Below are 21,394 nucleotides of genomic sequence, written 5' to 3' on the forward strand. Positions count from 1 at the left end.
CCCAGAACTCTATAGACGGCGGATATTGAGTCCTCCGCTGACTTCTACAATCATGCCGGTCGAATAGTTGAAATCGCCGCGCGCCAGCGAGGCGACGGCGCGACCTACATCCTCGGGCAAGCCCCAGCGTTTTTGAGGAATGAGGCCCTTCTCAATCTTGGCGTCATAAGCTATTTGGACCGGTTCGGTCATGTCGGTCTTGATGAGACCGGGACGGACCTCATAAACATTAATACCTATTTCGGCCAGCCGGTGGGCGAAGACACGGGCCATTTGGCTCATCGCCGCCTTAGAAACACAATACTCGACGCGTCCCGGGGAAGAGGTGTCGGCCGAGATAGAAGAGATGAAGATAATGGCGGCCGGAAGTGTCGGATCGACAGCGACCTGCTTCATCATTTGCCGCGCCACCCGCTGCGCAAAGAAGAAGGGTCCCCGGCTGTTGACAGAAAGAACGCGGTCGTAACTTTCGGGAGTTGTCTCCAAGATGTCACGGCGTATAACGGGCGCCACGCCGGCGTTGTTGACGAGAAGATCGACACGTTGAAAACGGGCCAGGGCGACGGCCAGCAATCGCTCGTGCTGATCCAACTCGGCGATATCCCCAGGGGCGGGAGCGAAGGCGGCCCCCAATGCTTCTACCCGGGCCTGTACTTCCGCCAATCCCGATCCGGTCTGCGCCGGATTGTAATTTGTCGCATTTCCAACGATGTCGTACCCATTCCGGGCGAGTTCAATGGCGATACCGCGGCCAATACCTCTCGCAGCGCCCGTAACAAAGGCGACCGGCCGGGGTTTTGGGGGATTCAGACGGCCTTCCATTTATACGCCTGCTTTCAATTTCCAGCTATTAGAGGCCTTCCTTAATTCTCAAGAGCTGTCATCAAGGTATGACACGTCCCTTGCGGTAATCATCCCAAACAGATTCAAACCAATCATCCGGATTCGGCACAGGACGGATATCAACCCACCTTGTTTGGGGCCGGTTTTTAGAGTCCACCGAAATTTCCAGAATTTTCTTTTCCACCGGCGCGCTGCTGCTGTTGAGAGAGAAGCAGGCGCCGGATCCCAGGATTTCGCATTCTATCGCGCCGTTTTGTTGCGGGATCAGGAAACCCCCTCGCGATAGCCCCCCCTTGCTAATGTATTCGTGGATCGCTTCGAGGACAACGGCATGTGTCAGGGCCAGATCACGCGCCCGGAACCCCAGCCCGATCTCATGGGGCCCCGAAACGGCCAAATCCTTTCCCATCCGCTGAAAGAGATCCCAGGCTTCCCGCCGGCTCTGGGCGACCCCGGCGGGATCCCGGATCGGTCCCGCGCTCCGGCTCATGCGGATCCGGAGATCCTCGATGACCTGATCCGGCCGCAGCGATTCTGCGCGGCCCCCGCCGGACATCCTGTTTCCCAGATCAATGATCCTGGTGATCTGAGCCCTGGTCTTCTGAAGGAAATGGGCGTCGGTGGACGGCGGTCCCGTATAATGTTTCGCGATATAGAGCGCCGCGCGAATCCCGCCGACCTGCCCGGCGTTGAGGGCCGCACCACCGGGCCGGCGCGTGCCATGGCTCCCGTTGACCTCGCCGATCGGGAAGAGGTGGCGGATATTCGATTCCCACCAAATATTGCCGGTCAGCCCGCCGTTACAATGCTGAGCGCAGACAGCGATCTCCAAACGATCGTGCGACAGATCAATCCCGTGACTTGCGAAGAGTTTTGCGGCCGCCGGATTCATGGCCTGAAGACGCACCAAAGGCGTCTCCCGCAGGGCCTTGGATCGCGTCAGATAGTGCAAACTCTCACCATCGAGCTGATGGGGGTTGAAGGGCTGATTACTTATGTTTTTTGTATAATCTAAATAGACACGCCGGTTTCTCTGCGACGTCTCCCGGTGGACCAGGAGATCGATGAGTGAGGATCCATAATTCTCGATCTTGTTGCCGTCAAAGGGCCATTCATAACCTTTCCGGAAAACGGCTCCGGCTAGGGTTTGGCTATCGGGAAAATGTTCCAGGAGAAATTCTCTTTCGTCGGCGCCATCAGAATCGGTTGAAAGGTACCGGGGCATCGCCTGCTGATAGCTTCCCGAAAGGTTCCAGCGAAAGCCGATAGAGGATAAACCGTATTGAAACTCGGTGAGGTTTTGGGCCATGGCGCCGCAGGCAAGGCCCAATCCCAGAGAGCCGGGTTGATTCTCCGGATAGACGGATGCCTTGAATAATCCGCCGGGTCCTCCCGTCGCAAGGATAACATTGGCTGTCTTGAACAATACAAAGCCGTTGGTTTCTTGAAGGGCGCCGGTGCTGATTGCGATAAGGCCGCAAACGGAAGATTCGTCATGGACGGTCTGAGTGAGAAGCGCGACGACTTGATGCTTGTCGAAAATCTGAATCCCCGCTTCTTTCGCGGCGGCGCCGAGGCAAGCGAACATTTCGTGTGAGGTTCTGGGTCCGGCCGATGTCGCCCGGCCGCGCGGGTCATGATCGGTGCGATAACCGGGATAGCCGCCATAGGCGTCATGGGGAAAGGAGACACCGAGATCGACGAGATTGTAGAAGGCCTGCAGCGAGTGTTGCGCCTCACACAGCGCGATATCCCCGTGTGTTGATCCTCCATGGCAAAGATCATGGGCCATCTGCTGCGGGGAATCCTTCTGATCACCGGCAATGGCGAGTTTGTAATAGGTCTGCTTGTCCGAACCGGCGTTGTTGGAAGCGCCGGCGCCCCAACATTCGGTGACAATTGCGATATCCCGGACTCCGCGGCGGTGAAGCTGCAGGGCGGCATTCAGACCCGCCGCGCCGCTGCCGACAATCACCGTGTTCCCTGAAAACAGGGGGATCTGATAATCGCCGATCGTTATGTCGGAGCGGATCAACGGCATGCGTGGGATTATCCTTCCGATTCCTTAGCCCGGTCCCGTCCCTGCTGATATTCAAGCTGATAAATTTCAGCATCACGAACGACGCACCCGGCCCGGCCGTGATCCCGCATGAGCTGGGAACAGCGGGAACAACCGATGCAAACGCTGCCGGGATCCATGGCGCCTTTTTCGTAGAGATCTTTCACAAAATCGGGGTAGGCGATGGCTCCGCGGCCGATACCGATCAGTTGCGCGCCGCCCGATTGAACCACGCCGGCTCCCACATGCGGCCAATGATGCTGAAGCCAGCTATAGCCGGTGCCGACCATAGGCAGGTCGGTCTCGCCCTGCTGCAGGACGCGGGTGGCCGTCATCAGCCGATCGATGCCGATCAGGGGATGCTCCGCGGGGCTCTTTCCACCGGCGAGAGGTGTATTGTAAGGCCGGCCGATATGCGGATTGACATAGGGGATACCCATTGTGATGTTGAGAAGAGCGCAACCGCTATTCTTTAGTTTTTTGATCAGTTCAATGGGTTCCCACAGATCGAATTGATCGGGATCCTCTGAATCGACTCCAAAACCATAAGGGTATTCCACGCCGTCATAGACATTGATCCGGCTGGCGGCAATCAGCCCGGGGAACTCCTCGTGAATCTTCTGCACGGTCTCGGTGAGAAAACGGCTCCGATTATCGAATAACCCGCCGAAACGGCTTTCGAGACGAGTGGCCGCGGCCAGCAATTCCGAGATCAGATAGCCATGACAGGCTTTGACATCGACGCCGTCGAATCCGGCCGCCAGGGCCAGCTCCGCTGCATTGAGAAATTGGTCCTGAAGATCCAGCAATCCTTCATCTGTGATCAGCGGATCTTCTTCGGTGAGACCCTGGAGCGGATCCAGGATCGGGTTGTACTGAGCCCGGACCGGCTGCGGCCGGTCCACGGGGCGTGCATACCGGCCCGCATGGGTGAGTTGCAAAATGAGAAGGATCGCATGCGAACCATTGACGGCCACGGCGGCGGCATGGCGTGTCTCCTCAACCAGCCGCTTGAAATCCGGCAGGTTTGCTTTTGACAATAATAGATGATGCGGATTCGCCCTTCCTTCAGGAGTGACCGCGGTCGCCTCAAACCAGATCAGACCGGCGCCGCCGGCGGCGAAGCGCTGATAGCGGCGGAATGTTAAGGGCGTGGGCGCCCCATCTTCCGTTCCGTCGCAGCCTTCCATCGGCTGGATGGCAAACCGGTTCGGCGTCTGCCGGTCGCCGACGGCAAGCGGTGTGAAGAGAAGATCAAAATTGTCCAGGTATGAGATGGAAAGACCCAACCCATCACATTTCTTGAGTAGAGCGGCCTTGCTGGGGTATCGAAAAGATTCAAATGATGAACTCATTGTTTCACTCTTTTCCCGGCCCTGAACCGCAGAGTTGCTTCAAATAATGAACACCCCTCTGAACCCTGCTTTCACAAATGCCGGGCCAAAGGGCGCGATCAAGGGGCGCCGCCTTTCCTTCCTGAACCCCCTGATTCCCATGGAAGGCGAGCTGTATCAACCGGCTGAGTTCGGTGGGGGTAAGATCGGGGAAACGGGAGAGAAAGGAGAGGTTAAAGATCGGTATGGCGAAGGATCCGCCATGATCCTCCACCGAGAGCCGGATCTTTCGGTTCAGGGTCGAGAGGAGCGAGAGGATCCGTGGGAAGTCAATCTGACCTTTGCCGATCTCGGTCGTAAAAGAGACCAGTCCCTCATCATTCAACAGAAGCGCGCCATCCTTGGCATGCGTCGCCACGACCCAGGGAAGAATACGTTCCGTGCCTAAAACGGGATCTTCGAGCATCGTCAGAAGATTCATCGTATCAAGACAAATCCCGAGATAACCTCCCGGCTCGGCGCCGCACCGGTCGAAGAGCCGCAACAGCTCGAATGTTGTGAACTCAAAGTGAAGCTCTATGGCGAGTGTGACATTGAGGTCGGTGAGAAAATCACGCTGTTTGACGAGCGCTTCGGTCATTCCCATCAGCAGGATTTCGGTCGGCGGCGCCTTGTCGGCCCAGCGCATGAGCCCGCCGGAGCAGGATCGTACAATTGATGTGCCCAGATGATGCGCCTCCTGCGCCGCCCTCAAGTTTTCACTGTAGATATCTTTGACATCCCAGGTTGCCGTATCATAGGGAAGGTGCTGCCCGCCTCCCCATTCCAAATAAAGGGATGCACTTTCAGCTTGTTGTGACAAGTCGCGAAGAAATATTTTATCGAGGGCGCGATCCGGCGGCCTATTGATCTCGGTGAAATGGACGCCATCCGCATGGTGCTGCTTCGCCCAGTTCAGGACCTGATCCGGGGTGAGGTTGAGGGGCTGGAGACTGTAGCTGTCGATGCCGACATCAAAAGATTTCATGAGACCTCTCATGGACTTTGAGGAGCGCATATCGTGAAACTTCTGTGCCTTTTATTTTGACCAGGATCCCCAATTACCGGCGCGGGCGATCTTGGAGACGGCTGGAATGGAATAGACCGGCTGTTAGGCCGGCCTACTCCAAACGCATCTTTTCAATCGACAACAATACTACTTCGATCAACCCTGCGGAACTTTGCTCTCATCAATTGTTATCGTCAATTCCACACGGCGGTTTTGCGCTTTTCCATCCGCCGTATTGTTTGATTCAATCGGCTGCGTCTCGCCATACCCCCGGACCTGGATCGTGGCGGGATCAATACCATTGGCGATGAAGATATCCGCCACGGCCTGGGCGCGCATTTTGGAGAGGCTCAGGTTGTATTCAGCGGCGCCATCGCTGTCGGTATGCCCGGCAATGAGGATAATATCCTCTGGATACTCTTTGAGCGTATTTGCCAGACGGACCAACACACCGCGGGAATGGGATGAGACGACGCTGCTGTTCACCTCAAAATTGATTTTTTCAGAGGAGAGGGTAACGATCAGTCCTTCTTCGGTTCGTTCCGTCGCGGCGATCGCCGCCAGCTCTTCCTCTTGCTTGTCCAAACGACGGCCGATAAGGCCGCCGACGGTGGCGCCGGCGACAGCGCCGATGACAGCGCCCTCCGTCTTATTGCCGGATTGGTGGCCGATGATGGCTCCGGCGGCGGCTCCAGCGGCGGCTCCTATTCCGGCGCCTGTCTGCGATTTGCTCGAGCATCCTGTCACCAAGATCGTTGAAAAGACAAAGATGCAGCTCGCGAAGATTCCGATGAATCGGCGATATCTAGTCGTCATTTTCCAATCCTCCCATTCCTCAATACCCGTAAAGACTCCATCTCTGAATTGAACCGGGCCTTTTGCTTCGGAGCAATCCTCAGTGTACGGCAGGATCAAGCTTTGTGGATCTCTATTTTCGGGTGATTCCTGCACCATAAATTAGGATCCGCCGGTGTTCAAGAAGAGACCATCCTCCGTTTTTCCAGTCAAACTCCTCATACCCCTCCGGCATGGGATTGATGCGGATGGCGACCAGACCACGAGTGCAGAGACCGGAGTTGTGTTCCTTATTGTCATCGTAATCCAGGCCGTCATTATATGTGGTTGGATGTTTTGAGCTTCGATCCGGCGCTCCGGGCCTGCTTTGGGGAACGACGGAACGATAGGGACCCTCGCCCTCGAGTGTTCCGGAAGTGTAATCCAAATGGCCGGGATCCAGGTCGTTCCCTTCGCGGCCATAAGCGATCATGATCCACTGTTCTCCCGGAATTTCTCCGCCATCCTCAATGCCCTCCGGGATGAATTCGGCCGGCGGGTACGTCACAAACCCCTGATCCGGATCGGTGAAATGTCCCGGATCCAAGTTTCCATAATAAAGACCGGCGGGGAATGCCGTTTTGATCTGCTCTATGGCAAAGTCTTTGGCGTGGCCGTCGGGAGCGATGAAGGTCACGCTGGTGGCGCCGGCGGCATCAGCGCCGACGGCGCTCAGGATTTCCTTTACGGTAACACCTGTGTAGGCGACGTAATGATCGAAATTCTGCCTATGTGCGTTTACCAGCATGAATTGATTGTGAACGTCAAGATTGTGTATCTCTTCCCAACTTAATGTGTCGGTGGGCGCGAAGGGTTGGCCCGGCTTGCTGCCGGCATCGCCCGGATAGCGCCCCTGAATCAATTCATCGATGTTGGTGAAGCCATCATCATCGGAGTCAATCCCATCAATGTCCTTTAAGGCCTTTTGATCCCGGCCTTTGTTTTTATAATCCAAGCCGAATGGATTCAGTGTGGCTTCAAAGCTCCCGGGTATCCCCACTGTAAACGATGCGTCGGGAGTGGGGACCAAATGGCAATAGGAACAGGGATTCAGATAAAACTCTTTCTGATCAGCATCTGTCACGATACCTCCGGTATGGCAGGTCTGACAGTCATCCAATCGGGTTCCGAGCAAGGCCGGATAAACGGCGATGAGATTGTCGCTGTCCGTATCGTTTTCATGACCTTGATAGGACAGCGATGATTGTGGTGTCGAGGATAAAGAGCCTTCATTGACGTCGGCTGCTGCCAAAGGTCCAGCGATGAGAACCAGCAGCATTGAAACGGCCACTGGCATGGTATGTTGGGTGCGGCTCATGACTTCCTCTCTTATTCTTCAACCATTGAGATGAATGTTTCAACATCCATAAGGACGCGATTCACCGCATCATCCCAGAATGTCTCTTGTGTCAGGTCGATGCCGAGATGTTTTTGTGCGACCGCCTCCGTTGTCATGGAGCCGGTATCGGCAAGAAGAGCCCGGTACTTCTTGTAGAACGAGGGGCCCTCTTTCTTCGCTAAATCGTAGATCCCTCCAGAGAAGAGATATCCGAATGTATATGGAAAATTATAGAACGGCATTTCTGTTATAAAGAAATGCAGTTTGGACGCCCAAAAGTACGGATGGTAACCATCTTCGGAAAGGATATCACCAAAGGCTGTTTTCTGAGCCTCGACCATGAGTTCATTGAGCCGGTCCTTCGGCACGGTGCCTTTCCTTCTCTCTTCATAAAACATGCAATCGAAGAGAAAACGGGCGCGAATATTACAAAACATTGTCATCCCATCCTGAATTTTCTGATTCAGAAGGGAAATTTTGATGTCGGCGTTGGTTGTTGATTCCAGTGCGGCGTCGGTAACCAGCAATTCATTGAAGGTCGATGCGGTTTCAGCGAGATTCATCGGATAGTGGCGTGCGAAATAGTCCTGATCTCTCAGAACATGGCTGTGATAAGCATGCCCGATCTCATGCGCCAGTGTCATCATTTCATCGTAGGCGCCGGAGAATGTCATGAAGATGCGGGATTCCCTTTTTAATGGGAGGCCTGTGCAGAATCCGCCCGCGGCTTTGCCGGAGCGATCCTCCGCTTCGATCCAGCGATTGTCGATCGCCTTCTTCGCTAAGGCGCCGAGATCAGGAGAAAAGGTTGTAAGATGGGTGATGACAAAATCACAAGCCTCATCATAGGTGTATTTCAGGTTGCCGCCTCCAACAGGGGCGATCTGATCATACCAACGGAATTTGTCGATACCCAGTAACTTCCTTTTAACATTCACATAGTCCGTCAGTCGCGAAATACCGCGCGCCACCGACTGCCACATCGCGTCGACGGTCTCCTTCTTCAGCCGTCCCATTACGAGGGGTTCATATAGAGCCGAGCTCCAATCACGATTCTTATAGACATCCAGGCGGAAGCCGGCCTGTGAATTGAGCGCCATGGCCGCCGTCGATTCGACGCTTCTCCAGGTTGCTTCGAGCTTTTCAAAAGCCTGCCGGCGGATATCCCGGTCGGGGGAACTCATCTTGTTGGCCAGCTGGCCCATGGATAACGTTTCGATCTTGCCGGCCACATCAAACTCGGCCCGCAGATCCCCGGCGATCTTTGTATAAAGCCGTCCCCACGCGTGGTAGCCGTTGACAGCCAATTCAGCCGTCAGCTTCTCCAGGCGGGGTTCCATTTTTTTCCTGGCATTTGTGCGGAGTTCGTTCCAAAAGAACTTGGCGCCGGCCAACCTTGGATCTTCGACAAGCTTTGCCCACTCATTGTCGGAGGTCTTGATGGCGACCTCTTCGACATCGGTCATGATCGTCTGAAACATCGCATCGAGTGCTGACATCTCCTCGAGTATCGTGTTGGCATGTTCATCCTTGACATCTTGAGCGGAGAGACAGCCGGCAAAACTCGCGGCATGATTGAGACGCTCAATAAGATCCTGCATTGAACTCAAAAAATCCGCCCATGACGATCTAGAGGCATCTGAGATTGATTTTTGCAGGGAGGAGAATATCTCTTTTCTCGTGTGCAGATCCCGGGTGACAACTTCCCGGAATTCCTTGTATTCTTTTGAATTCGAACCGCCTGGAAATATCGATTCGAGATCCCATTTCATATTTCTTTGATTCATTGGGAGCTCCTTTTCTATTGGATTCTCGTATAATTTCTAAGGGTTTAGCATCCGGCGGTCAAGATAGTATTTCGATTGAAGTTAAGTCGCCCTCTTCGATTCGATCCGCCCCCATTTATTCCCCCCGGACTTGTACGTTTCCAAAAGGCACTGAAAGCGGCGGTGCTGGGCGAAGCGCCGTGATGGCGCTAAGCCCAAGAACCGGCCGGGGGATCCGCCCCGCCTTCCGGTCGCCTCTCCCGCCGGTGAAAGGAATCTGAGGCTGGATCTCTATCGGATGGAGGGCTCCCCGCGGTAGGCGGGTCCGATTACGAGTTTATCTTGTTGTTATATAAGAAGTAACAAGATATTTCCGCTGGTCCGATCAAGCTGAAGATGGGAGCCATTTATGACGATAGTTCGAATAGTCGGACCATGGGGCCTTTAACTCCCGGGAACTGGATGGGAATTCAATCACATGCCGGAATCACAACGAGCGGATCTTCCTGAGGACCGGGTGGATACCGTCCCCCATTCCCGTTTCTATCCGAAACCAGCATCGCATACCGGCGACGAGCGATCAAAGATTGCGATCGTTCCGCAAGAAGGCAACAATCGCTACCGGCATTTGTTTAGACAATTGCATTTCAACGCCGCGATCTATGAAGCAGTGAATGATGGTGAGGATTTTATCTTTTTGGATTTCAACAAATGCGGCGAAATGACGGAGAGTGTCAAACGTGAAGAAGTCATCGGGCGCAGTGTAAAGAAAATCTTCCCCGGAGTGGAGGAATTCGGTCTTTTTGCGTTGTTTCAACAAGTTTGGCGGACCGGGGAACCGCAGTCTTTTCCGATCTCTTGGTATCAAGATGAGAGAATCGCGGGCTGGCGGGATAACTATGTCTATAAGCTGCCCTCCGGTGAAATAGTGGCGATCTATGAAGACGCGACCGTACGAAAACAGGCGGAACAGGCGCTGGCTTTGAGCGAAGAGAAGTATCGAACGCTCGTCGCCAATTTACAAGAGGGTATCTGGGCGGTTGACAGCGACGGCATAACGACATTTGTTAATCCATGTATGGCCGATATGCTTGGCTACTCGATCGACGAGATTGAGGGAAAGTCGATTTTGTCATTCCTCGGCGTCAACAAGATTCCACTCTGTAAAAAATATTTGGAGAGCTGTCAAGATGATGGTTCCACAGAGTTTGAAATGGTATTTCAAAAGAAAGACGGCGGACTGATATATACAAATCTGTCGTTAGCTCCAATTTTCAATGGTGGGGGCATCTACGCCGGCGCTCTAGCCGGCATCATGAATATCACACATCAAAGGATTGTAGAAAATGCGCTTCGTGAAAGTGAAGAGAGGTATCGAAGCCTTTTTGAAGACACTCCGGTCGCAGTTCTTGAGGTGGATATTTCAGAAGCAAAGGCCTATTTCGATGAATTCTGCTTGGATAATATCACGGATTTGGACTCCTATTTTGAACAAAACTCAAGTATCGGAAGGGAATGTTTAGCTCGGATTAAGCTTATCGATGCAAACGAAATTGCCAGAAACCTGCTTAGGTTCAAATCGAGGGATTTCTCGGCATTCGAGTATTCACGCTTGCTGTCAGACAATTCATACCAAAGTATCATGCGGCCGCTTGTCGCTCTTTTCCGAGGTGAGGCGATCCAAGATTTCGAATTAGAATTACACCTCTCTGATGAATCCAGCATATACGTTTCAGTTCGATGTTCGATAGCATGCGGGTATGAAATTTCCTTGGCAAGAGTGCTTATATCGCTCTCCGATATTACGAAAAGAAGGCAAATAGAAGAAGAACTCCGGCAAGCGACTAAGATGCAGGCGATCGGCACCCTGGCCGGAGGGATCGCCCACGATTTCAATAATATTCTTTATGCTGTGCTTGGGTACGCTGGTTTGGCAATGGAAGAGGTCCCCCGGGACAGCTCGACCTTTAGTAATCTCCAGCAGATTCAAAATGCCGGCGAAAGAGCGGCCGATCTTGTCAAGCAGATACTCACATTCAGTAAGGCCAGCAAATTCAAACGCCGCACCACGCACCTCCAGCCGGTCATCAAAGAAACAATACAATTGCTCCGGGGATTGCTTCCGGTGACTATCGATATCCAGCAAAAAATCAATGACCAATGCGGTCCGGTATTGATCGATCCGATGGAGATTCAGCGAGTCCTGATGAATCTCGGCACGAATGCGTTTAGTTCAATGAGAGAGGGTGGGGGGGTATTAAAAATCAGCTTGGATCAGATTGAGGCAATGCCCTCCCACACCGAATACCCCAATTTAAAGACCGGGAGATATGCGCGAATCCAGGTGGAAGATACAGGGCATGGAATGGATAAAGCCACACTTCAACGCATTTATGATCCGTACTTTACGACACGAAGCCCCGGGGAAGGAACGGGGCTCGGCCTTTCGACGGTCCACGGCATCATTTCGAGAGCGGATGGGGAGATTCATGTCGAAAGCACGCCGCATGTGGGAACAAGATTCCATATCTTACTTCCTCTGGCGCTAAAGAAGGAAAAGGCTCTAGGGAAGGTAGCCGCCACAAGCAAGGGCGGTGTCGCTGGAGGGAATGAGCGCATCCTATTTATTGATGACGAGGGAATGCTTGCAAAACTAGGTAAAACTCAGTTCGAAAAGATTGGCTATCGGGTGACGATAAAAACAAACGGCAAGGAGGCGCTCAACGCATTTCGTAAACAACCTGATGATTATGATTTAATCATTACTGATCAGTTAATGCCGGGATTGACGGGATTGGAGCTGGCCAGACAAGTTCATCTAATACGACCGGAGATTCCAATTATAATGATCTCGGGTTATGCCGATGATATTGACATGGAGCAACAACAGGCCACTGGCATCAAGAAATGCCTCCAAAAACCAGTGCCGTTCAAGGATTTGGTCGATTCAATTCAAGTGGTCCTGAAACAGAAAATGACGGAGGGGTAGTATGACGGCTCGAATTCTAGTGGTGGATGATGATAACCAGGTCCGCTCTATGTTGCGCCTGACTTTGGAAAGAGAAGGGTATGAAATTGTAGAGGCCGCTGACGGATTTGAAGCGATTCAATTATTCCGGGAAAACCCCTTTGACTTGATCATTACAGATATAATAATGCCCGGGTTGGAAGGGTTTGAAACGATACAGCGTTTGCGCGCTGAATCCCCCGATGTAAAGATCATCGCCATCTCCGGGGGCGGACGCCTGGCTCCTGAGGGGTATCTCGAGGTGGCCGAGAATCTCGGCGCGCTCAAAGCTTTAACAAAACCCGTGGATCATGATGAGCTCTTGGCGACTGTTCGAGAGCTGGTGGAGAGAGCGGCATAATCCAGAAACGCCTCTTTGCTTTGTGTTAGAGAAAGGCAACCGCAGTACAACTTCTGCTAATGGATCTTTTGGGCCGGATTTGCGCGGGGGCGGCGCCCGACGATCCGGCCGATCCGGAGCATTCAAAGGAGCCTTCCAAATCGCTACTCCCCTCGTATCTTGACATCGGATCTGCGCCCCTTTACCCTCAGTTTTTATTGCGGGATGTTCACTCCGGAAGGGGTCATGCCGCCTTTGGGGTGATGATACTTGCGCAAAAATGGAAAGGGACGGCGAAAGCAATGAGTATCAGCCAAATTGCAAGATCTATCAGTCAATCGGCTACGCTGAGATTGAACGAAACAGCAGCCATACTACGGGCCAAGGGTGATCCCGTTATCCATCTGGGGGGGGGAGAGCCAAAAAGCAAACCGCCCTTGGAAGCCTTGACGACGGCGGCGGGCCTCTTAAATTCAGGCGAGGTTAGATATACGCCTCCCGACGGTATACCTGCTTTGAAAAAGGCGATCATCCGTTATACGGAGGAATTCTATAACAGGAAGGTCGAGCCCGAAAATGTTATGGCCTCCAGCGGTGCAAAGCAAGCGATCATGGTTTGCCTGCAGGCCATTCTCAATCCTCAAGAGGAAGTGATTTTCCCGGCCCCCTATTGGGTCAGTTATCCGGAAATGGTCAAGCTTTGCGGCGGGATTCCCGTTCCCGTCACGCCGGAAGATGGAACTTTTCATCCCCGAATTCAGGATATTGAAGAGAAGATCGGATCCCTCACCAGGGCGATCATGATCAATAGCCCCAACAATCCTTCCGGGACAATGTATTCCGAACAATTCATTAGTGATATTGTTCAGCTTTGCGAAAAGCGCGGGCTGTATCTGATCATGGATGATATTTATCAGAGATTGATCTTCAATAACCTAAAACCGATAAACTGCTATAAATATGCAAAGGATTTTTCGGAGACATCGAAATTAGTTGTTATCAATGGTGTGTCCAAACAATATGCCATGACCGGCTTCCGTATCGGTTGGTCCATAGCAAACAAGAGACTGACCGAAGTGATGACGAATATCCAGGGGCACCAAACGTCCGGACCCTCCGCGCTGCTTCAGCACGCGGCGGTCGGGGCGCTCCGGGGCCTGCAGAGCCATGTTGAAAACCTCCGTGTGAGCTTGGAAAACAACCGGAATGTCATGATCACCGAATTGAAAAGTTTTGCCGGGGTTCATCTCATTCCACCGGATGGGACATTCTACTGTTTTCCTGATTTCAGTGTATATAGGAAGGATTCAGTGAAACTTGCGCAGTTCCTTCTTGATAAAGTACAAGTGGTCACCGTGCCCGGAATCGAATTCGGTATGGAAGGGTATCTTAGAGTCAGCTTCTGCGGATCCGTGAAAGATATCACCTCGGGCATTGAAAGAATGAAATGGGCTCTGGATTTGAATTCGCCGAATGAGCTATTCATTGGAGAGCGCAAACTTGTGAGGGACTGGGCATGAGTAAGTATCTCAAATTCGATACGCCTGGCCTGAAGCAGGCCAAGGAACTGAAGAGCGACTACGGAATTGACAACCACGGTCTGGAGTATCTTGACCGGGTTTACTGGAACCTTCCGACTCCGGCGCTCGTCGAAGAGGCGGTTTTCCGCAATGAGGGTCATATCACCAGCGGCGGCGCCATGTTGGTTTATACGGGCAAATGGACCGCCCGCGCCGCTCAAGATAAGTATGTCGTCAAGGAGCCTTCCAGCGAAGAGAACATCTGGTGGGGCGAGTATAACAGGCCCTACAGCTCCGAGAAATTCGCCATGCTCTTCGCCCGGATTCAGTCCTATCTCCAGGGCGAGGAAGTCTTTGTTCAGGATTGTTTTGTCGGCGCGGATCCCGAGCATAGCATGCCGATTCGAATTATCACCGAAAAGGCATGGCAAAGTCATTTTGCCCGCAATATGTTCCTCAAGATCCGCAACCGGGAAGATTATAAGACGCATGTCCCGGAGTTCACACTCATTGCCGTAAGTGGTTTCAAGGTTGATCCGAGGATTGAGGGGACGCGGACGGAGACGGCCATCGCAATGGATTTCTCGAAGAGAATGGCGCTGGTCTGCAATTCAAAATATGGCGGTGAGATAAAGAAATCGATCTTTACCGTTATGAATTATTTCCTGCCGCTCAAAGGTGTTCTCTCGATGCATTGCTCAGCCAATATCGGCGATAAAGGCGATGCAGCCCTTTTCTTCGGCCTCTCGGGTACAGGCAAAACCACCCTCTCCGCCGATCCGACTCGTCAATTGATCGGGGATGATGAGCATGGATGGAGCGATGACGGGGTCTTCAACCTGGAGGGCGGCTGCTACGCCAAAGTGATCCGTCTTTCATCCGAGCATGAACCTCAGATTCATGCTTGTACGCATCGTTTCGGGACGATTCTCGAGAATGTTGTTTTCGATCCCGCCTCCCGAAATCTGGATCTGGATGATGACAGATTCACTGAAAACACGCGATGCAGTTATCCATTGAATTTCATCCCAAATGTCGTTCAGGAAGGATATGTTCGCAGCCATCCAAAGAATGTAATTTTCCTCACCTGCGATGCGCAGGGGGTTTTGCCTCCGCTCGCGCGGCTTGATCCGACTCAGTCGATCTATCATTTCATATCCGGATACACGAGTAAAATCGCCGGAACGGAAATCGGTCTGGGAATAGAGCCTGAAATCACTTTCAGCGCTTGTTTTGGGGCGCCCTTCATGGTTCATCATCCCTTCGAGTATGCCAATATGTTGAAGCAGAAGGCCCTTAAGCATGGCGCTCAGTGCTGGCTGGTGAACACGGGCTGGGTCGGAGGCAAATTCGGCGTCGGCAAGCGGATCAGTATCCGTCACACACGAAACCTCCTCAATGCGGCGCTTGAGGGCAAGCTAGACGGGGTCAAGTACAGAAAAGATAAACTTTTCGGTTTTGAGGTGCCTCTTACCTGCCCTGATGTTCCTGAAGACGTCCTCGATCCTTCGAATTCCTGGGGGAATAAGGATGAGTATTGGAAGAAATATGACGCACTGGTGGCCCGGTACATCGAGAACTTCAAGAAATACAAAGATGGCTGCCCGGAGGGAATTCTCGAGGCGGGACCGAAACGGTTGAAATAGCGAATAAAGGGATCAAGGAGCGCAACAAGAAACGGAGGAGATTTCGGTCTCCTCCGTTTCTGGTTCGTTAGGCTGGAGTAATTAGCCGAGCATCTTGTCGACTTCGTCGCAGGTCTTCTTGACGCCTTCGGCCGACTTGGCCAAGGCCGCTTTCTCGTCGGCGGTCAAGTCGATTTCGATGACCTTCTCCACGCCGCCTGCTCCGAGGATGGCGGGAACGCCGACATACAATCCATTGATACCGTATTCACCCGCGAGCAAGGTACAGACGGGGAGGATTTTCTTCCGGTCATAGATAATCGCTTCAGCCATTTCCAGCGCGCTGAAAGCTGGAGAAACAAAAGCGGAACCGAATCCCAGGAGACCGACAACCTCTCCGCCGGCTTTTCTTACCCGTGTTTCGATCGCTCCAAGCTTGTCCGGGGCGATAAACTTCTCAACCGGCATCCCTGCAATCCGGCAGCAGCTGCGGACCGGGACCATCGTGTCGCCGTGACCGCCGAGGACCATCGCCTCAACGTTATCGACACTGACTCCCGCCTCTGCGGCGACGAAGTAGCGGTAGCGTGCCGAATCCAGCACGCCGGCCATCCCGACAAGCTTGTTCTTTGGAGGATTCAGATTTTTCTTCAGTGTATAGACAATCGCATCCAGGGGGTTGGCGATCGAGATGATCATCGCATTTTTGCAATACTTGCCGATGGCTTTCGAAACCTCGTTGGTAACTTTCAAGTTGATCGACAACAACTCCTCCCGCGAGGGGAACGTCCCATCCGGCCGGGCTTTGCGCGGCACACCGGCCGTATTGATGATCATGTCGCAACCGGCGAGGATATCATAATCTTTGGAGGCCTCAATGCGCGTATCAGAACCTATCACCGGCGTTCCTTCAGCGATATCGAGGGCCTTGCCCTTGGCCACGGATTGTTTTCTCTGAACGTCCTGTTTCTCAGGAGGATCACTTTCATTCACAAAGGGAGCGGGATCCGTCACGGCCACTGTCCGCGCCAAGCGACGTCGGACGATTTCCTGGACGAGAACTCCGCCGATCCAGCCGCCACCCACCACTCCAATTTTCTGTAGCACGCACCGCCTCCTTTCTTAAAGGGATTACCGGACACGAGGAGCTCAGGTATCCGGCCTCATATAATAGCACTACTGCGAGGCTCCAGATACGTCAAGTTGAACGGAAGATGAGGCCGTGATTCGCGAGGCGGATCTGGAATGCCGGCAGTGTTATCCTTACAATACCTTGTGTGGCAATTAGTTACTGCTTTGGTGCAGAGCTCCGGAGATGGGTCCATTTGAATGTCGTCGTACCCCCGCCCCAAGCGTACCGGCTCCGTAATCTGACAAAATAGGTTCCCGGCCGGAGAAGATCGCCGTCCAATGACATCGGTTTCCAGCTGAAGGCGCTCGTTCCTTCGGGGGCGATGGTCCACTCGGGGCCGAAGGGGCGGCTGACTCTGCGCCCGGTGATATCGAATATGTCGATCACAAAGGAACCGGCATGGGGCAGATGCAGCGCCAGACCGGCTTCGCCTGCCGAGGGATTCGGCCGGATCTGGAAATCCAGCCCGGTGAGAAATGGATCGGGGACCACGACACTGCCGGAATCAGGGTGGTGGAAATCGACGCAGCAGAGGAGATGGTCGGCGGCTTCGGAATCCCCCGATTGAAGACCGTAGGCCGCCAGATTACCGGGCGCCATGGCCGGTGTGTAGATGACGAAATGGTTTCCCATCTCAAGGACCGAATCGGTAAAGATGACGTAATCGAGATGGCCGGGCCAAAATAAGCCGCCGTCATTGCGCCAGGTGTAGCCCATCCGTCTTTCTGTTTGGCGCCAGTAGACAGGAGTCATCGGGGTCCAATCCCAATCCGGGTGGAAATCCTCCCCGAAGGGTCCCTCATTGATGATATCACCGGTGACCAGCGATTGAACCTGCTGGTTCAAACCAACGAAATTCATGTCGCCCATGATGAGAATTGGTGTGTCGCTCTGTAATGTTAAAATCCCACCCACTCGCTTTGCTTCTCGTATAAAAGAGAGAATATGATCCACTTCCATCTGGCGGTTCGCCTCCTCCTCGCAACAGGGGAGGTGCGCGTTGATGACAAGGATCTGGGTTCCCCGCAAGGCCGTTGCATCCAGTAGCACGGCGAGATTGCCATCGATAGCCCAGCTCTCGAGAACGGGGTAACGGCTGATGGTATGGCAATCATTGTTCCCGGCCGCGTACCAGCTCTCACCCGGCTCCAATGAAATCCAATCAGAGACAAAATCGACGACTTCCGCTGTCGTGTGTTCATAGATTTCCTGGAAACTCAGAATATCCGGAGCCACCGCGGCGAGCTGCCGGCCGAATCGAGAAGCCTGTCCGCCCGACCAAGGACCGTCCCTCTCGACATTGTAGGTCGATATCCGCATATCGTTCGGGTCGGAACGGCCCATCGTTATTATCTCATCGGGGGGCGGCGTTCCGTTGTCGAGTTTATAGGTGATGGTTTCCCCGGCTTCGGGAAGTTCGTCCCCTCCGGTTGATGCATCCCGGAAGAATATCCTGATGTCATTCCCGTTGAAGAGGTAGTGGCTGCCGTCAGGCCGGATGCCGCGCCCGATCGCCATCTCAAATACGGACGATGTGACGGAGGGGCCGCACCGGAAGCGAATATCGCTATAGTCTATATTCCAGGGGGATCCGCCCGTGTAAAAGTTACCGGTGAGCTCGCCGAATTTCCATTCCAGTTCGGCGCCGATACCATTAATATTTAAGCCGGTTTGATCATCTGCATCGGTATCGAGATAGAGGATGAGATTGTTATTCTGCTGCAGGTTCAAAACAGCGCCCAGGTCGATTTTCAGGTAGAGAAAGCGTGAATCGTCGGCCAGCAGGAGTTTTCCGAAATCGATGCCGGCGCCGTCGCCGGCCGCATCTTCATAAATGATCTCAACAACGTCCCAGTCGGGAAACCGGCCGTCGATGGTGATGGGATGGGGAGTGGCGCGGCCGCCCCCCGCGGCGAGCAGGATGATTGTGAAGGCCACATTCAGGAACCCGAATTGACAAAGAGGCCGGTTCTGTAACCTCTTCATTTTATACATTCGCCTCTGATCCATCTTGTGGGACCGTCCCGCCGTCCGGTTCAGCAAGAGGATGCCGCTTTATAATCACCATGGTCACATCATCCGATTGTGGAACCCCGGCCGCATGTTCCAAAACGGCCTTCAGGATTGCTTCCCGGATCCCGGCGACGGGGAGATGCGACGATTGACGGATGACCTGCAGCAGGCGCTCTTCGCCGAACATGTTGTCCATGGTTTTCTCATCTTCTATCTCCTCCGGCGGAATCTTTCCGGGTGGCGTCTTCCCGGTCGGATCGTCATCCCCGGGAACCGGCCCTTCGGCCTCAGTGACCCCGTCGGTATAGAGAACCAGGACATCTCCCGGTTTGATGGAAACTGTCTCTTGTTGATAGGCCTGTCCCGGCAACATGCCTATGAGCAGTCCGCCTTTCTCGAGATATTCAACCGCCCCATCGGCGCGCAGGAGGATCGGCGGATTGTGTCCCGCGTTGGTCGATGTAAATGTACAACTATTGATATCCAACACGCCATAAAAGAAGGTCACGAATCTCTGCGAGTGTGTCGAGTGAACCATTAGATCATTCACGCGGTTGACGATTTCACCCACGCTACTGGGGTGTATAACCTGCCCCTGAAGGCTCGCCTGAAGATTCGACATGAGCAGCGCGGCCGGTATGCCCTTGCCGGAGACGTCGCCGATAGCGATGCCCAGCCGGCCGTCGCCCTGTGTGAGGAAATCGAAATAGTCTCCGCCGACCTGAAGAGACGGCAGGCTGATCCCGGTCACCTCGAATCCTGAGATGGTCGGCGAGTCGTGGGGCAGAAGGCGCTCTTGGATTTCCCGGGCCATCTGCAGCTCCCGCTCGAGACGTTCGCGGGCCACCGCCTCTTCGCGGCCGTGTCTGACCGCGACGGTCATGTCATTAAAGGAGTCGGCCAGTACGCCGAATTCATCCTCGTTCGATATTTGAACATACGAATCCAAATCCCCTGCGGCCAGACGCAGTGTTCTGGAATGCAGCGAATTTACGGCGGATGTAATTCCCGTGGTGATACGGATGCCGAGGAAGAGAGCAAACCCCTCGAGTATCAGAAAAAGGATGCCGAGAAAAGCCAGGACAGCGATGACGGCCTGATTGATTTTGGAATTCTCTGTGGCGAATTCCTTAACGAGGTTTGCGAGACGGGCCTGGAGGTGAAAAACGATCTCTTTATGGCGGAAGCCTCCCGGCACCAGACGAAGTGTCTGCAACAGATCCCCCCCGAACTTCATGGGCCGGTTCCAGATAGAGAGCGCTGAGTCGGCCCCGCTTTCAGCCCTGTTCTGGAACCCCTTGATGTCGATCGAGAGACGGGATGTGTCCTCGGGGGATTCGATATACCTTGGATCGTCCGAATCAACGGTAACCGCTTGGCTCGTGTAGAGACCGACATCGCAGCGAAGCATTTTTGCGAGATAATCGAGGGGGTCCTGATTGACATGATAACCGCTCAAGCGGAGCGGGCCGGCGCTGAGTCCCCGCACATTGATAAGCCAGATTTCCGATTCGATGAGAAAATAGGCGGTCGTATCGGCCGGCGCCCAGTTGGGTTTGGGAACGCCGGTACCTGTTTCATCATCGTTCAAGGCCTCGGCGTCTTTAAGGGGTGTCTGCAGCGCGGTCACAAAGAGGCCGATCCACTTGGGCGGCTCAGGGACTTCGGGTCCGGTTGAGGGATCTTCCGGAATTGTTAAAGTAAAATAATCGGTAAAGGTTGTTCCTGAGAGATCTTTGCCGGCCGCTGTCTGGGCCGACCAATCCTCGAGGATACCGCGTCCGCGGGTGGCGAGACTTCCGCCGAGCGTGCCGTACAACAGGAGGATCATGAAAATCAATACCAGCACGAGGGGGACACCGGCGATGAAGAGGGCGCTGACCGCCAGCTTTGGTTTCAGGCGCATGAAATGAAGACGAATCCTAAAAAAGAGATTGAGAAGAGAAAAGATCCAGAACAGGCGCAGGGCGCCGAGGGCGGTACGGGCCAGGTTCTCAGCCAGTCCATGCAGCCAGGGAAGATCCGACACCTCGCCGCCGCTGAATCCCCATCCGACAGAAACAAATCCGGCCGCAATAAGGCCGAGAAAGAAAATTTTGGCGCGCCGGGCGGAGAGCATCCTTTGATAGGGAGCATATGTCCGGAAAAACAAAAAAACGCCGAATGTCGGAATAGCGATATACCGCCCTGCTTCATTCGGCCCAAATGCGACCAGTGTCGCGCCGGCAAGGACGAGATAGATCATCCAGAAGATCCGGAAACGTGTTTCCAGAAGAAGGAAGCGAATCGCCGTGAACCAGGTCCCGGTCAGGACGAGGGCGGCGATCCAAACACTGAAAGCATTGTGTCCACCGAGCAGTCGGTGGACCCCCCAGGCCAGGATCGAACCGAGGACGATCATGAGGGATAAACGCCAAGCCGGTTGATTAATCGGCGAAGGTTGGACCCGCCACGGTTTCAGTGCGACTTCAGGATCTGACATTCGGCCGGCTCCTCATCATTCAACCCATTCGACCCCTTACGGAGCTGTCTTT

The 21,394-nt window shown here is 53.8% G+C and carries 14 protein-coding genes; 4 read left to right on the forward strand and 10 right to left on the reverse strand.

Going from position 1 to position 21,394, the window contains the following annotated elements:
- Nucleotides 1-9 precede the first annotated feature (9 nt).
- The 7 genes from KJ970_14065 to KJ970_14095 all read right to left on the reverse strand — a co-directional run bounded on the left by KJ970_14065 (nucleotide 10) and on the right by KJ970_14095 (nucleotide 9,244).
- The gene (locus tag KJ970_14065) at nucleotides 10-822 is read right to left on the reverse strand and encodes a 3-ketoacyl-ACP reductase (protein ID MBU2692041.1); all 813 of its coding nucleotides are present in this window, start codon (nucleotides 820-822) and stop codon (nucleotides 10-12) included.
- A gap of 61 nt (nucleotides 823-883) precedes the next feature.
- Nucleotides 884-2,884 carry an FAD-binding protein gene (locus tag KJ970_14070; GenBank protein MBU2692042.1) on the reverse strand — a complete coding sequence of 667 codons (2,001 nt, stop codon included), beginning with the start codon at nucleotides 2,882-2,884 and terminating at the stop codon, nucleotides 884-886.
- Nucleotides 2,885-2,892: 8 nt separating this feature from the next.
- A complete protein-coding gene (locus KJ970_14075) occupies nucleotides 2,893-4,257 on the reverse strand; it encodes a hypothetical protein (GenBank protein ID MBU2692043.1) in 1,365 nt (454 codons plus the stop codon).
- A gap of 4 nt (nucleotides 4,258-4,261) precedes the next feature.
- A complete protein-coding gene (locus KJ970_14080; protein ID MBU2692044.1) occupies nucleotides 4,262-5,263 on the reverse strand; it encodes a sugar phosphate isomerase/epimerase in 1,002 nt (333 codons plus the stop codon).
- Between the two features lie 177 nt (nucleotides 5,264-5,440).
- Complete coding sequence (locus KJ970_14085) at nucleotides 5,441-6,100, reverse strand: OmpA family protein (GenBank protein ID MBU2692045.1); 660 nt, start codon at nucleotides 6,098-6,100, stop codon at nucleotides 5,441-5,443.
- Between the two features lie 112 nt (nucleotides 6,101-6,212).
- Entirely contained in the window at nucleotides 6,213-7,436 is a 1,224-nt protein-coding gene (locus KJ970_14090) for a hypothetical protein (protein ID MBU2692046.1), read from the reverse strand.
- Nucleotides 7,437-7,447: 11 nt separating this feature from the next.
- Entirely contained in the window at nucleotides 7,448-9,244 is a 1,797-nt protein-coding gene (locus tag KJ970_14095) for a M3 family oligoendopeptidase (GenBank protein MBU2692047.1), read from the reverse strand.
- A 457-nt stretch (nucleotides 9,245-9,701) separates the two neighbouring features.
- Here KJ970_14095 and KJ970_14100 point away from each other — a divergent pair, with 457 nt between their 5' ends.
- From KJ970_14100 to pckA, 4 genes are all read left to right on the forward strand, one after another.
- Nucleotides 9,702-12,212: a PAS domain S-box protein gene (locus KJ970_14100; protein ID MBU2692048.1), complete on the forward strand. Its 2,511-nt coding sequence runs from the start codon at nucleotides 9,702-9,704 to the stop codon at nucleotides 12,210-12,212.
- A 1-nt stretch (nucleotide 12,213) separates the two neighbouring features.
- Nucleotides 12,214-12,591: a response regulator gene (locus KJ970_14105; protein MBU2692049.1), complete on the forward strand. Its 378-nt coding sequence runs from the start codon at nucleotides 12,214-12,216 to the stop codon at nucleotides 12,589-12,591.
- Nucleotides 12,592-12,872: 281 nt separating this feature from the next.
- Nucleotides 12,873-14,090, forward strand: coding sequence for a pyridoxal phosphate-dependent aminotransferase (locus tag KJ970_14110; protein ID MBU2692050.1), 1,218 nt, complete (start codon nucleotides 12,873-12,875; stop codon nucleotides 14,088-14,090).
- Nucleotides 14,087-15,736, forward strand: coding sequence for a phosphoenolpyruvate carboxykinase (ATP) (pckA, locus tag KJ970_14115; GenBank protein MBU2692051.1), 1,650 nt, complete (start codon nucleotides 14,087-14,089; stop codon nucleotides 15,734-15,736). Before KJ970_14110 ends, pckA begins: the two co-directional genes overlap by 4 nt.
- Nucleotides 15,737-15,817: 81 nt before the next feature.
- Here pckA and KJ970_14120 read toward each other — a convergent pair whose 3' ends face one another.
- The 3 genes from KJ970_14120 to KJ970_14130 all read right to left on the reverse strand — a co-directional run bounded on the left by KJ970_14120 (nucleotide 15,818) and on the right by KJ970_14130 (nucleotide 21,342).
- A complete protein-coding gene (locus KJ970_14120) occupies nucleotides 15,818-16,822 on the reverse strand; it encodes a malate dehydrogenase (protein ID MBU2692052.1) in 1,005 nt (334 codons plus the stop codon).
- A gap of 181 nt (nucleotides 16,823-17,003) precedes the next feature.
- A complete protein-coding gene (locus tag KJ970_14125; protein MBU2692053.1) occupies nucleotides 17,004-18,833 on the reverse strand; it encodes an endonuclease/exonuclease/phosphatase family protein in 1,830 nt (609 codons plus the stop codon).
- Between the two features lies 1 nt (nucleotide 18,834).
- Nucleotides 18,835-21,342, reverse strand: coding sequence for a SpoIIE family protein phosphatase (locus KJ970_14130; GenBank protein ID MBU2692054.1), 2,508 nt, complete (start codon nucleotides 21,340-21,342; stop codon nucleotides 18,835-18,837).
- Nucleotides 21,343-21,394 lie beyond the last annotated feature (52 nt).

The sequence above is a fragment of the Candidatus Eisenbacteria bacterium genome, from assembly GCA_018831195.1.
GTDB lineage: Bacteria > Eisenbacteria > RBG-16-71-46 > CAIMUX01 > JAHJDP01 > JAHJDP01.

Excerpts from the sequence above, each read along its gene's own strand:
- KJ970_14065 (MBU2692041.1), bottom strand. The coding sequence starts at position 822 with ATGGAAGGCCGTCTGAATCCCCCAAAACCCCGGCCGGTCGCCTTTGTT.
- KJ970_14070 (MBU2692042.1), bottom strand. The coding sequence starts at position 2,884 with ATGCCGTTGATCCGCTCCGACATAACGATCGGCGATTATCAGATCCCC.
- KJ970_14075 (MBU2692043.1), bottom strand. The coding sequence starts at position 4,257 with ATGAGTTCATCATTTGAATCTTTTCGATACCCCAGCAAGGCCGCTCTA.
- KJ970_14080 (MBU2692044.1), bottom strand. The coding sequence starts at position 5,263 with ATGAAATCTTTTGATGTCGGCATCGACAGCTACAGTCTCCAGCCCCTC.
- KJ970_14085 (MBU2692045.1), bottom strand. The coding sequence starts at position 6,100 with ATGACGACTAGATATCGCCGATTCATCGGAATCTTCGCGAGCTGCATC.
- KJ970_14090 (MBU2692046.1), bottom strand. The coding sequence starts at position 7,436 with ATGAGCCGCACCCAACATACCATGCCAGTGGCCGTTTCAATGCTGCTG.
- KJ970_14095 (MBU2692047.1), bottom strand. The coding sequence starts at position 9,244 with ATGAATCAAAGAAATATGAAATGGGATCTCGAATCGATATTTCCAGGC.
- KJ970_14100 (MBU2692048.1), top strand. The coding sequence starts at position 9,702 with ATGCCGGAATCACAACGAGCGGATCTTCCTGAGGACCGGGTGGATACC.
- KJ970_14105 (MBU2692049.1), top strand. The coding sequence starts at position 12,214 with ATGACGGCTCGAATTCTAGTGGTGGATGATGATAACCAGGTCCGCTCT.
- KJ970_14110 (MBU2692050.1), top strand. The coding sequence starts at position 12,873 with ATGAGTATCAGCCAAATTGCAAGATCTATCAGTCAATCGGCTACGCTG.
- pckA (MBU2692051.1), top strand. The coding sequence starts at position 14,087 with ATGAGTAAGTATCTCAAATTCGATACGCCTGGCCTGAAGCAGGCCAAG.
- KJ970_14125 (MBU2692053.1), bottom strand. The coding sequence starts at position 18,833 with ATGAAGAGGTTACAGAACCGGCCTCTTTGTCAATTCGGGTTCCTGAAT.
- KJ970_14130 (MBU2692054.1), bottom strand. The coding sequence starts at position 21,342 with ATGTCAGATCCTGAAGTCGCACTGAAACCGTGGCGGGTCCAACCTTCG.